This window comes from Flagellatimonas centrodinii, assembly GCF_016918765.2.
GTDB lineage: Bacteria > Pseudomonadota > Gammaproteobacteria > Nevskiales > Nevskiaceae > Polycyclovorans > Polycyclovorans centrodinii.
The window spans coordinates 635,650-648,786 of record NZ_CP092104.1 but is presented as its reverse complement, the minus strand read 5'-3'; the positions used below and the strand labels follow the sequence as shown (position 1 = coordinate 648,786).

Here is a 13,137-nt window from a genome sequence, read left to right as displayed (position 1 = left end):
CCCATCCCCAACGAGAACCGCCATGGCTGACCCCTCCGGCTTGCCCGATATCCGCCTCGACACCACCCAGTTGTTCCGCGAAGACAGCTTAACCGACCGTCGGGTTGGCACCCTGCGCCGTCTGGTGCCGGTGACCGCCGACGGTGCCGACGACCCGAGCCGGCCCGTGGAATATGAAGGCCACGCCACGCTGATGACCCAGGCCGGTGCGCTGCCGCTGAATTTCGCCATCGACGCCACCAGCGTCAACGAGGCGCTGGAGAAATTCCCCGACGCCGCCAAGGCCGCCATCCAGAACATGATGGAAGAGATGGAACGCATGCGCCGCGAGCAGGCGAGTTCCATCCTGGTACCGGGGCAGGGGGGTCCGGCTGGCGGGTTGCCGCCGGGGGCGGGCGGCGGACGCATCCAGTTTTAGGGCCGCGCGGCGATGAAGCTTTATCACAACCCGCGGTGCTCGAAGTCGCGTCAGACCCTGCAACTTCTGCAGGACCGTGGCCATGCGCCCGAGGTGGTGCGCTACCTCGAAACCCCGCCCACGGTTGCCGAGCTGGACCGCATCTGCACCGCCCTCGGCGCCGGGCCGGAAAGCCTGGTGCGTTTCAAGGAGGACGCCGCCAAGGCGCTCGGCCTGAACCCGGGCGATGATCGCTCGCGTCAGGCCTGGCTGCAGTTGCTGGCCGACAACCCGGTGCTGATCGAGCGGCCCATCCTCGTCGTCGGCTCGCGGGCCGCCATCGGCCGCCCGCCGGAGGCAGTGCTGGCGGTGCTTTGAGGGGCGGCCCGTTCCCCGTCATTGCCAGCCCCCGCAGGGGGCGTGGCAATCTCGTTCTGGCGGCACTGCCCGCACTGCCCTCGACATGAGATCGCCGCCGCGGGGCTGCGCCCCTCGCGATGACATCAGGCGCTCCGTGGTCTCCCGATGACTACGGTGACTCGGCGGCTCGCCACGCCAATGAGGGCGGCGCAGAGCATCCACCACGACAGCGCCCCGCCGCCGCCGGAGGGCAGCGGACCCGGTACGCCGGGGCCGGGCACCACCGCGCCGGGGGTGACGATGAACGATGATTCTTCGCCGCCGATGGTGACATCCGCCCGCGTGGTGCCACTGGCCGGTGACAGCGCGCGCGCCCGCACGGTGTCGCCGTTCTCCACCGTGGTGTCGGTGACATAGGGGCCATTGTTGACGCTGATCTGGCCGTTGCCGGCATAGGCGAAGGTCGGCGCGGTGATGCCGCTGACGGTGATGACATTGGACACTGCCAGCTGCCCGGGCGGGACCTGGGTGGCGGGTTCGAAGTTGAACGGCGCTGGGCGCAGGTCGCCCGCCTCGAGGCTGGCGCTCAACTCGTAGCCGAAGGCAGCCTGGGCAAAGTTCACCACCGTGAAATAGAAGCTCTGCGGCAAGCTGGTGCCATCTGTGAGCACGAAGGTGTTGGCCTCGTTGCCGTCGAAGCGACCGCCGACGAGTGTGTTCGGGTCCTGGCAGCCGGCGGTGGTGCCGGTGCAGAAGAACCCGCGATTGGTCGGAATGTTGGGGTCGAGATTGAGGGTGATCAGGTAGCGCGGTGCGCTGCCGGCGCGCCCCAGCAGATCAATGTCGATCTCGTTGGCGGTGCGGCTGCGCACCACCAGCGTGTGGGTGCCGGCCGGTTTGCTCGGCACATCGAGATGCCAGGTGTGGAACTCGTCGTAGAGCGCGTCGGGGTCGGGCAGGCCGATCTGGAAGCTGGGATTCACCGTCATGCCCAGCGGCAGCAGCGCCACCTCCTGGATGAAACTGCGCTGGGTGCTGTAGCCACCGTCCGCGCTCAGGGCCAGGGTGAAGATCACCTCCTCATACTGTCCTGGCGTGCCGCCGACGGTGACGCTGAACCGCGCCTGCGCCGTGCCGTCGGCCGCGATGCTGCCGAGACTGAGGGTGCCGTCGTTCACCGTCACCGGCCCCTGTGCGCTGAGGCTGGCCTGTACGTTGCTGGCGGGCATCCAGCCGTTGAACACGGTGACGACCACGTCGAGAGTTTCCCCGGGGTCGAGCCGCCCGTTATTGCCGTCGTCCAGCGTGACCGTGTCGATCGTCAGTGAAGGTCGTGGGCTCATGTCCAGCGCCGCTGCCGCATCCACCCGGCCACCGGCGCTGCGGGCGCGGGCATTGCCCAGCGAATCGCCGCTTTCCACCAGCCGCGCCTTGATCTCGCGCCAGCCCGGCGTTGGGCTGACATGTGCTTTCAGCAGCGCCGCGATACCCGCGACGTAGGGCGCCGAAAACGAGGTGCCCGAGACGCCGCAATTGCCGCCACTGCCACACCCATTACCGGTGACATAGCCACCGCCCACCGCGGTGGTGACAATCTGCAGGCCGGGCGCCGCCACGTCCGCGCTGAGCGGGCCGTACATGCTGAAGCTGGCGATATCGTCCTGGCGGTTGGTGGCGGCCACCGCGATCACGTTGCGGGCGTCGTACAGCGCCGGGTAGGCCAGTCGCCCGAAGTCCAGATTGGCGTCGTCGTTGCCGGCGGCCGCCACGAACAGGATGTCGCGATCAGCGAGACCGCGGATCAGGTTCTCCTCGGTCTGCGAATATCCCGGCCCGCCAAAGCTGGCGTTGATGATGTCAGCGCCGTTGTCACGTGCGTATTCGATGGCCCGCATGATGTCGGCCGAACTCAGCCCGCCGCTGCTGGAGCCCACCCGCAGCGGCAGTAACGAACTGCGCCAGGTGGTGCCGGCCACGCCGCGGCCGTTATTGCCGATGGCACCGAGCGAGCCCGCCACCAGCGTGCCGTGGTTTTGTTCGCTGCTGGTCGGGCGCGGGTCGCCATAGCCAGCGGCGCTGATGAAGTTGTCGGCCAGATCGGCATGGCCGATCTCGAAGCCGTCATCGATGATCGCCACCACCACCGACGGGTCGCCGGTGCGCGTAAAGCTGCCGTCACCGGCCGGGTCCCAGGCCGCCAGCAGGTTCATGTCCGCCCCCACCACACTGACCGGCGCGCCCGGGCCAGGCACGAAGTTGGCCTGACCGGTGTTCTGCAGGCCCCACAGGTCACCGAACAGGGGGTCGTTGGGCGTGGCAGTTTGCAGCGGGTAGCGCAGATAGTTGGGTTCGGCCCAGGCCACCGCCGGGTCGTCGGCCAGCGCGTCGATCATGGATGCCACATCGGTGATGGCCGGCACCGCAAACAGCGCCGCCGCGCCTTCGGCCAGCGTCGCACGCTTCTCCAGGCCCCAGGCGGCCGATGACTTGCCGAGCACCGCCCCCGGCCGGTACTGCACGATCACCTCGCCCGGCACATGCGGTGCCAAGGGGTGTTGGGGCGTCACCGCCCATGCCGCTGGCAGCACGGAAGCCGCCGCCATAGCCAGTGCCCAAGTCACTTTCATCATTGCCTGCCATCCATGGTCAAGAACCGTTCTGATCATACGGAATGCTGTGGGGAACGGACGCAGGCAGCGGACCAACGGTTCCATAAGACAGTGCTGAGAGTTGAGTGATGCGTGCCGAGTAGAAGCAACGTCAAAGGCGGTTTCTCGCAGAGAACGCAGAGCACGCAGAGAAAAACGACAGCGGAAATAGTCACTTGAAACGCTTTTGACGTTCTCCGCGATCTCAGCGGCTCCGCGAGAGTAATGCTGTTGCTGTTGCTGTTGCTGCTGCTTCTACGATTCCCGACTCCCGATTCTCGATTCCCGGGGCGCCAACGGCGCCCCCCAACATGGGGTAAATCCCCCCTCAGGCATTTATTACTCTGAAGACTGGCGGCAAAGGTGACTTCTGGGAGGAAGCGCCGCCACTCACATCAGCGAAAACCTGGATGGGAGATATGAAGAGAAAAGCCCCCGATGCACTCGGCCGTGTCCGCGCGCGCCCAACCCCCGCCCGTATGCCCCGGCTACAGCATGGCATCGCCATGTTGTTGCTGGCATTGCCATTGGTCGGGCTGCCGGTCGCCCAGGCTCAGGCCCAGGTCGACGCGGTGGAAACCCGCACCTCGGCACTGGCGCCCGGCGTCACCGCCCGCTTCGACATCCCGGCCAGTTCTTTGGCCGACGCCATCGACCGCTTCGGTGAGCAAAGCGGCCTGCGGGTGTTGTATAGCCCCGAGATTTCCGAGGACGTCAGCACGCCCGCTGTCAGCGGTGAGCTGTCCGCCGCCCAGGCGCTGCAGCTGCTGTTGGAGGGCACGGGGTTGGTCGGCGTCTCGGTAAACGCAGAAACCCTGGTGCTGCGCAAGGCCGCCGACATCGGCGTGGATGCCGAAGCCGGCATTGTCAGCGTTGACCTTGCACTGCTCGACGACCAGCCCGACCCCGCTCTGCTGCGGGATGACAGCATCGATCTCGGCATCGCCGCGCCGGGGCAGTCCACCACGGCCAGCGTCGAAATTGCCCGCCGCGCCGGGGTGGAAGAGATCATTGTCACCGGACAGAAGAAGTCGGAGCGGCTGCAGGACGTGCCGATTGCCATCAGTGCCTTCAGCATGGAAGACCTGACCAAAAGTCAGATCGCAGGCGGGCCGGACCTGATCACCCAGGTCCCGAACATGACGTTCACCAAGACCAACTTCTCGGGCTATTCGATCCAGATCCGCGGGATTGGCACCCAGGCCATCTCGGCGACGACCGATCCCGCGGTGGCGGTGGCGATGAACAACACCCCGTTTGTCCGCAACCGTTTCTTCGAGCAGGAATTCTACGATCTCGAGCGCATCGAGGTACTGCGTGGACCGCAGGGTACCCTCTATGGCCGCAATGCCACCGCCGGGGTGGTGAACCTGATCACTGCCAAGCCGAGTTTTTACGCAGAAGCGCGCGCGTCGGTGGACATGGGCAACTACAACAGCCACCGCATCGAGCAGATGATCAACCTGCCGCTGGTGGAAGACACCGTGGCCCTGCGCTTTGCCGGCGCCTGGACCAAGCGTGACGGCTACGCCGATAACGCCATCACCGACAGCCCCATCGACGGGCGGGACCTGTGGTCCACGCGCACCTCGCTGCGGTTCAAGCCCAACGACATCATTGAAGCCAACCTGATCTGGGAGCACTTCGAAGAAGACGATGACCGCCTGCGTTCCGGCAAGCAGCTCTGCGACAAGGATGTCGTGACCAATGTGGCGGGGTATGACGTCGACTATTTCGAGCACCTGACCAACGCGGGGCAAGCCTTCCAGTTGTACTCCGGGATTCAGGCGACCTTGAGCCAGGGCTGTAAGCGGGGCTCACTGTATTCAGCCGACTCCCTTCAGACCCCCAACGGTGTGATGCTGCCCTACTACGTGCCGTTGGCGGGTATCGGACTGCCGATCGCGCTGGACGATCCCTATCTCAGCACCACGCAGCAGCAGAGCCTCCGCACCATCGAGTCCACCATCAATCCCGAGTACCGCGCCAAGGCCGATATCGGCGAGCTGCAGATCAACATCGCGCTGACCGATGCGTTGACCCTGAGCTCGGAGACGTCCTACAGCGATGATTTTGTCTACTCGCTGCAGGACTTCAACCGCTTCAATACAGCGCCGGGAGCTTGGTTGAATGCCGATACCACGAAAGTGGAAAATCTAAGAGAAGGGGTGTTACAACTCGGCCCCGACGGGGGAATCTTCTGTGATCCTCAACTCGGGTGCTCTGATCGCTTGGTGGCAGTGGATATCTCCACCGCTGAATCGCGCCAGTTCAGCCAGGAACTGCGCATTGCCTCGGACTTCGACGGGCCGTTCAACTTCAGTCTGGGCGCCAACTATCTGCGCTATACCACTGAAGACAAGTATTACGTCTTTTTCAATTCCATTAGCATGATTGCCGCCTTCGGCGATCCGAACCCAAGTTCCCAACGCCTGCCATATATCGCAGGGGTGACCGATAACGGTGTCTGCCTGCCCAATGGCTATGCGCCGGGCGATCCGGCGGAGGTCTACGGGGTCACCCAGTGTGTCTACATGGACCCCAATCCCATCGGCAGTCTCAATGACAAGGGCCATAACTACTTCCTCAGTCGCAACCCCTACACCCTGCACTCGCAGGCGATATTCGGCGAGGCCTACTACAACATCACGCCCGACCTGAAGCTGACGGTGGGCGCGCGCTGGTCGGAAGATGAAAAGGATGCCCCGCGCATCCCCAGCTGGACCCTGGCGTCACTGACGGTCGGCTACCCGACCGCCGAAGTCATTTCGCAAACCTGGCGCGAGCCCACCGGCCGCATCGTGCTCGACTGGAAGCCCGATCTCGGCTTCACTGACGAGACCCTGGTGTACGGGTCCTTCAGCCGCGGTTACAAGGCGGGGGGATCCAACCCGCCGGGGTTCGTCTATACCTACTATGCCGATCCCATCCAGGCGCAGGGCTTGGGTGCCGTCTCGGCGACGCGGCCGCGGACCTTTGAGCCCGAGTTCATCAACGCCTACGAAATTGGTACCAAGAACACCCTCATGGACGGCCGTCTGACGGTCAATATGGCGGCGTTCTACTACAACTACCACGACTACCAGATCTCCGAGATCGTGGATCGCTCCGCTTTCAACCGGAATTTTGATGCCGAAATCTGGGGCTTCGAACTCGAGACCGACTGGTACGCGCTGGACAACCTGCGGCTGGGCTTCAAGGGCGGCTACCAGAAGACCCGTATCGGCGATGGTGAGAAGGCCATCGACCTGATGGACCGCACCGCCGGTAACGACGACTGGGTGGTGGTGCGGCCGTTCCCAACTTATGCCTCCAGTTGCATCCTGCCGGAGTGGCTTTTCGGTGGGCTGAAGCGGGAGAGTGAGTTCACAAGCGACCTTGTCCCGGGCCCCACCGGACTCGGAAGCGTTGGTGGCGGTGGTCCCGGTGGCTGTGAGATTGCCTATCTGAACGGCAATGACCCGGTCACCAACCTCCCTTACGTGCCAGATCCGACCGTGGGTGGAGGTTCGAACACGCTGCAGTATCACCCCAACTATCCCGGCTGGGATCCCGCCACCGCCCCCAACAACGGTGAAGGCTTCGCCAAGGATCTGTCCGGCAACGAACTGCCGAATGCCCCCAACTACACCCTGACCCTGACGGGCGACTACATCCTGCCGCTGGGCAATGCCTGGTTGATGACCCTGCATGCCGATCTGCACTGGCAGTCCGAGTCCTGGTGGCGCATCTTCAACGACCATGAGTTCAGTCGCCTGGACGACTACTACACGGCCAACGTGGCGGCGATCTTCATGAACGAAGCCTCGGGCTGGAACGTGATGGCCTATGTGAAGAACGTGTTTGATGAAACCGCCATCTCCGGCGCCTTCCTCAATTCCGACGACACCGGCCTGACCACCAACATCTTCCTCACCGAGCCGCGACTGTTCGGCCTGCGGGTGACCAAGAACTGGGGCGGTGGGTCGACCCTGGGGAACTTCGGGCGGCGGTTTGATGCGGGTCATCGCTGGCCGCTGCAATTGGAAGTGGGCGGGCAGGTGCAACGGGTGGATGCTGACAATACGGCGGCGCTGCCGACCTTCTATGACGCCTTCTCCGGACCGCTGGATATCGCTGAGGGTGTGCAGAGCGCCGACCTGGGCTGGGGCCAGACCCGCGAGATCAAGCTCGGCTGGCGGCCCGATGCGGGGCCGTGGACACTGTCGGTGGGCTATCGTCAGGGGAATCTGCGCCACTCGGTGGCGGGCGGCGCATCCTGGGAGACCGAGCCCTTCTGCCCGTTGGTAGGCGGCTCCTTCGAGGCACAGTGCACCAATCCTATTCCGGCGCCGATTTGGATCGATCTGCAGAGTTATTCTCGTACCAACCGGGTGGCGGCCGAGATGCGGGCCTCCGAAAGCTATCGTCTGTTTGATGTGGCGATCCGCCGGGATCTGGAGCTGAGCACCTTCTCGCGGTCCAGTGTCGAGCTGGCAGTGCGGCGGGCGCGCTTGATCTCGCAGACCCAGGCGGCGCTGGAAGGGGTGCCGGACTGGATGATTCCCGAGAATGTCGACGTCTTCTTTGTCGGCCAGCGGCCGGTGACCCACACCGTGTATCAGGCCGACTTTGATGCCCGGCGCGGCTTCGACGGCACCGGCCCGCTGCTGACCTGGAGTGCCGCCTCGCCATTGTTCGGCAACCCGCAGTCGGGTGTGGTGGAACTGGACTGGTCGTTGAGCGGTGGGGCCCTGTTCGGTCGTCAGACCACCGATATCGCCGACAGCGAGGAAAGTGAGTGGTACTACGCCTGGACGGCCGTGCAGGCCAGCGGCTTCCAGGCGCCGCCGCAAACGCCGACAGCCATTACCGAACGCACTGTGCCCGGCACCCGCCGCAGCACCTCGGAGACGGTGCCGATGGTGGGCGCGACGCTGGGGCTGAGCTATCGGGTGAACAGCCTGAGCCTGTCGGCGGGTTACCGCTGGGAGCGTTACATCGACGCCATTGATGGTGGCGTGGAAGAACGCAAGACCTACGACCGCACGATCGAGGGTCCGACCCTGAAACTGGGGATCGGCTTCGGCGGTTGAGGAAATCCAACGGGTATTCCATCCCTCGGTGGCGAGCACATGCGGCTCGTCGCCGAGGGACGGCGCTGCCAAACCGCTGTCGTCTCGATCGTTGGCGCCGTGTGGCGCCCCCACTCTCGAGGGCCCTGCCAGTCGGATGGGGTTGCCGCTAAAAGCTCGAGCACGGCATTCCCTCGCTTCCAGATCATCCCGGGCCCTGGACGACAGATTGAAAGCGGACACCGGTGACCTTGGCTGCCCAGCGACACGATGAGATCGTCGTAGCGGTAGTCAACGAAACCACTGCGCGCGCCTTTTGTCCAACGCTGCCGCGCAGGCGCCCTCTTCTTCTTGGCCCGGTGTCTCCCGGCCTTCGGGCGAAGTGCTCATCCCGCGAGAGACAGGTGCGCTCGCTCGTCTGAAGGCCTGAAGACCCATCTTGATGATTCAACCGTATCGCGATGGCGGATGATGTCAGCCGCCACGACGATGTGATCGCTGCTGTCAGTTTGGCGTAGCCGGCCCAATCCGGCATGCTGCGCGCCCGGATTTGGAGTCCATGTCACAAAAATGTGACGAATATCCGCTTTCGATGGCGTAAAAATTGCTCGATGTGGTGCGGTTTTTGCTGGCTTATGCGTCTTATTGGGTATGGAGCGCCGTACTGCCCCCCCTTGGGTCGGTGAAGGCGCGTTGGAGGCTTTATGTGGTGGATTGTGCTCGCGGTTTCGATGGTGGTGGTGCTGGCTGCAGGCGGGGCAGGCCTGTGGTTCTGGCAGCGCCGTCGCGAGCAGCAGCGCGTTGAGCGCGGCCATTGGCCGTACCGCCGTCGCCGGCCGCTGGGCGACCTTGAGCAGGCGGTGTTCTTCTCGCTGCTGGAAGGCTTGCCGGAACACATCATTCTCAGCCAGGTGTCGTTGAGCAAGCTGTGCTTCGTGCGGGGTGCCGAGGCGCTGCAGTGGCAGCGCCGCATCCAGGACCTGTCGGCCGACTTCGTGGTTTGCGATCGCAGTTTCCGCACGGTGGCGGTGATCGATCTGGAAGACGGCTTCGAAGACGAAATCGAACGCACCGAGGCGGACATCCGCAAGGAAAAGGCGCTGCTGGATGCCGGCTTTCGCCTGTTTCGCTGGAACACTTTCAATCTTCCGACCACCGAGCAGATGCGCAATGCCATTGTCGGCCTGACGCTGGCGGTGGATACCAAGCGGCCGCCGTTGCTGCCGCTGGAACCCCTTGAGCCGTTCGAGCCCCGCGAACGCTGAGGGACATTCTCGAAGTGCACCAAAAAAGTGCACCATCAGGGCCTGTGGTAAAGCGCGTCCGAAGCGTTTAACTCCCCATGAGGTAACGGAAGACCGGCCCGCATGTCTGTGGCGCTGGCGGTCGGGCATTGCGATGCGCCAGACTGCCGCCGCAGGTCAGAGGCTGGCCAGTGGGGTACCGCGACGACATGAAAGTGGGGGGATACCCACGCGTCGGACCCGGTCCCCGGCTTGGAGGAGAACCGGATGAACACGCCGCAGCCCTTTCTGGCGGGTGCCATGGATGACATCGAGCGGGACAGCGCGACCGCGGCGGGCGAGCGGGCGGCATTCGAGGCGGCCTATCGGGAGCATCACCCGGCCGTGCTGCGGATTCTGCAACGACGGCTCGGCAATGAGCAGGATGCCGACGACCTGGCTCAGGAGACCTATATCCGCGCCTGGCGCTACCGCAATCGCGACCCCGAAAGCCTCAAGGCGGTGCTGTTCCGCATCGCCATCAACCTCGCGTTCTCCCGCGGTCGGCAGGATCGCACCCACAACACCGCCGGCACGGTGGCGGTGGATGATCTCGATCTTGAGGCCGATGAACTGCCAGTGGACGAGCAGGTGGCCCACGATGAACAGATGTCCCTGATCGTGGCCGCGGTGGAAACCCTGCCGGAACGCTGCCGTCAGGTGTTCGTGCTGAGCCGCTTTCATGGCCTGCGACATCGGGAGATCGCCGAGCGTTGCCGCATTTCCACCTCGATGGTGGACCAGCACATCACCCGCGCGCTCGCCCTGATCCGCGAGCGGGTGGGCGAAACGACCCGCTAGGCGTTTATCAGCATATGACCCGTCAATCCGCCCCCGTCGAGATTCAGGCCCAGGCCGAGCGCTGGTTCACGCGTATGCTCGATCCGGACGTGAGTCCGATGGAGCGGGTGGCGTTTCGCCACTGGAAGGATGACCCGCGCCACGCCCGAGCCTTCGCCGAAGTCGAGGCGCTGTGGGGGCGGGTGGGCGAAACCCGCGACATGCCGCAGATACGGGCCCTGATGCAGCAGACCCTGGGCGCCACGCAGGCGCCGCCTCGGCGCTGGCGTGCGCCGCTGGCGCTGGCCGCCAGCCTCGCCGTGGCGGCCCTGGCATTGGGCACCCTCTGGCTGTGGCAGAACCCGCCGGGCACTTATCGCACGGCCCTGGGGGAACAGCGCGTGCTGGCCCTGGCGGACGGTTCCACGGTCACCCTCAATACCGATACCCGGCTGCGGGTGGACTACAGCGAGCAGCGCCGCACGCTGCACCTGTTGCAGGGAGAAGCCCTGTTCGACGTGGCGCATGACGCCGATCGGCCGTTTCTGGTCCAGGCGGGCAGCGGCAGCGTGACCGCGTTGGGTACCCGGTTCACCGTCCGTCGCGAGGCCGCCGAGGTGCAGGTGACGTTGCTGGAAGGGCGGGTGGTGGTCGACCGCCCGGAGGTGGCCCAGCAGATCGAGGTCGCCCCCGGCGAGCAGCTGCGTTTTACCGCCGAAGTGCCCGAGGTGCGCCGCCAGGTGGTGGACGAGGAAGCGGTGATGAGCTGGACCCGCGGCCGCCTGCTGTTCCGCGCCACCCCGCTGGCTGAGGCCGTGCGCGAGGTCAACCGCTATGCCGAAACACAGATCCGCATCGTCGATCCCTCGCTGTCGGCGCTGACGGTCAGCGGCACCTTTGTCACCGGCGATGCCGAGAACCTGGCGGCGGCGCTGCGGGCGGAGATGTCGGTGCAGGTGTCGTACAGCCCGGACCGTCGTGAGATCCGCCTGACCCGTCGCGACGGCTGACTGCGGCGGCCGGCGCTTGCCCCCGGCGGCGGCGCAACCGATCATTTCCGGCCCTGTTCCCGGATCTCCGGCATGAATGACCGCGTTCTGATCGGCAAGGGCGACACCGCCCAGACCCTGCTTGCCCGCTACGCCAACCGCCACGGCCTGGTGGCGGGTGCCACCGGCACCGGCAAGACGGTCACATTGCAGGTGCTGGCGGAGGGCTTTTCGGCGCTCGGTGTGCCGGTGTTTTGCGCGGATGTGAAAGGGGACCTGTCAGGGTTGGCGGCCGCGGGTGAAGCCAAGCCCAAGCTGGCGGAGCGCGCCGCCGAGCTGGGGGTGGCGGGTTACGCGCCGGCGCCGCAGCCGGTGGTGTTCTGGGATGTCTTCGGTCAGCAGGGGCACCCGATCCGCACCACCATTTCGGAAATGGGGCCGCTGCTGCTGGCGCGGCTGTTGGCATTGTCGGACGCACAGACCGGGGTGCTGGCGGTGGCCTTCAAGTTCGCCGACGACAACGGCCTGGCACTCCTGGACTTCAAGGACCTGACCGCGCTGCTGCGCCATGTCGGCGAAAACGCCAAGGCCATCGGGCAGCAATATGGTCTGGTCAGCACCGCCTCGGTGGCGGCCATCCAGCGCGCCCTGCTGCAACTGGAGCAGGAGGGTGGGGCCGCGCTGTTCGGCGAGCCGGCGCTGGAACTGCCGGACCTCATGCGCACCGACCTGTCGGGTCGCGGCATCATCAACGTGCTGGCGGCCGACCAACTGTTCGCCCGGCCGCGGCTCTACGCCACCTTCCTGCTGTTTCTGCTGTCGGAGCTGTTCGAAAGCCTGCCGGAAGTGGGCGACCTCGACCGGCCCAGGCTGGTGTTCTTTTTCGATGAAGCCCATCTGCTGTTCAAGGATGCGCCGCGCGCACTGGTGGACAAGGTGGAGCAGGTGGTGCGGTTGATCCGCTCCAAGGGGGTCGGTGTGTACTTCGTCACCCAGAACCCGCTGGACCTGCCGGATGCGGTGCTGGGCCAGTTGGGCAACCGGGTGCAGCATGGCCTGCGTGCCTTTACCCCGCGTGACCAGAAGGCCGTGCGCGCGGCGGCCGAAACCTTCCGTGCCAACCCGGGGCTGGACGTGGAGGCCGCCATCACCGAGATGGGGGTCGGCGAGGCGCTGATCTCCACCCTGCAGGACAAGGGGATCCCCAGCCCGGTGGAGCGCGCCAAGGTGGCGCCGCCGCGTTCACGGATGGGCCCGCTGACCGACGAGGAGCGCCGCGTGGTGCTGTCGCGCAGCCCGCTGGCGGGCCGCTACGAGGTGCTGGTGGACCGGGAGTCGGCCTACGAGTTGCTGGCCCGCAAGGCCGAGGAGGCCGAGGCCCGCGCCGCCGCCGATGCCGAAGCGGCGGCCCGCGCCGATGACTGGAACGCACAGGTGACCGCGGCCTATGGCAGTGGAACCCGCTCCCGCAAGCCTTCGGCCGCGCCGCGGCGGCGGGCGGCACCGCAGAGCATGGCGGAGAAGGCCATGCAGTCGGCAGTGCGCAGCGCCGGCAGTGCAGTGGGCCGCGAAGTCGGCCGCCAGTTGTTGCGCGGCCTGTTCGGCTCGCTGCTGAAGCGATAGCGC

8 protein-coding genes are annotated in these 13,137 nt (G+C 65.6%); 7 read left to right on the top strand and 1 reads right to left on the bottom strand.

Going from position 1 to position 13,137, the window contains the following annotated elements; all coding sequences use genetic code 11:
• Positions 1-22 precede the first annotated feature (22 nt).
• Together JN531_RS03075 and arsC are read left to right on the top strand one after the other, a co-directional pair.
• Positions 23-418: a hypothetical protein gene (locus JN531_RS03075; protein ID WP_228347390.1), complete on the top strand. Its 396-nt coding sequence runs from the start codon at positions 23-25 to the stop codon at positions 416-418.
• A 12-nt stretch (positions 419-430) separates the two neighbouring features.
• Positions 431-775 (top strand): arsenate reductase (glutaredoxin), encoded by a 345-nt coding sequence (gene arsC / locus JN531_RS03070; protein WP_228347389.1) that lies wholly within the window; start codon positions 431-433, stop codon positions 773-775.
• Between the two features lie 125 nt (positions 776-900).
• On the opposite strand, the gene JN531_RS03065 is transcribed toward arsC, so the two are convergent.
• Positions 901-3,387: a S8 family serine peptidase gene (locus JN531_RS03065; protein WP_228347388.1), complete on the bottom strand. Its 2,487-nt coding sequence runs from the start codon at positions 3,385-3,387 to the stop codon at positions 901-903.
• Between the two features lie 437 nt (positions 3,388-3,824).
• Between JN531_RS03065 and JN531_RS03060 the strand changes: the two genes are divergently transcribed.
• From JN531_RS03060 to JN531_RS03040, 5 genes are all read left to right on the top strand, one after another.
• Positions 3,825-8,480 carry a TonB-dependent receptor gene (locus JN531_RS03060; protein WP_228347387.1) on the top strand — a complete coding sequence of 1,552 codons (4,656 nt, stop codon included), beginning with the start codon at positions 3,825-3,827 and terminating at the stop codon, positions 8,478-8,480.
• 683 nt (positions 8,481-9,163) lie between these two features.
• Positions 9,164-9,724, top strand: a complete 561-nt coding sequence (locus tag JN531_RS03055) for a DUF2726 domain-containing protein (protein WP_228347386.1) — start codon at positions 9,164-9,166, stop codon at positions 9,722-9,724.
• A 246-nt stretch (positions 9,725-9,970) separates the two neighbouring features.
• Positions 9,971-10,543, top strand: a complete 573-nt coding sequence (locus JN531_RS03050) for an RNA polymerase sigma factor (protein WP_228347385.1) — start codon at positions 9,971-9,973, stop codon at positions 10,541-10,543.
• A 14-nt stretch (positions 10,544-10,557) separates the two neighbouring features.
• Complete coding sequence (locus JN531_RS03045) at positions 10,558-11,532, top strand: FecR family protein (protein ID WP_228347384.1); 975 nt, start codon at positions 10,558-10,560, stop codon at positions 11,530-11,532.
• A 72-nt stretch (positions 11,533-11,604) separates the two neighbouring features.
• On the top strand, positions 11,605-13,134 hold the full coding sequence (locus JN531_RS03040; RefSeq protein WP_228347383.1) for a helicase HerA-like domain-containing protein: 1,530 nt from the start codon (positions 11,605-11,607) through the stop codon (positions 13,132-13,134).
• The last annotated feature ends 3 nt before the right edge of the window (positions 13,135-13,137 follow it).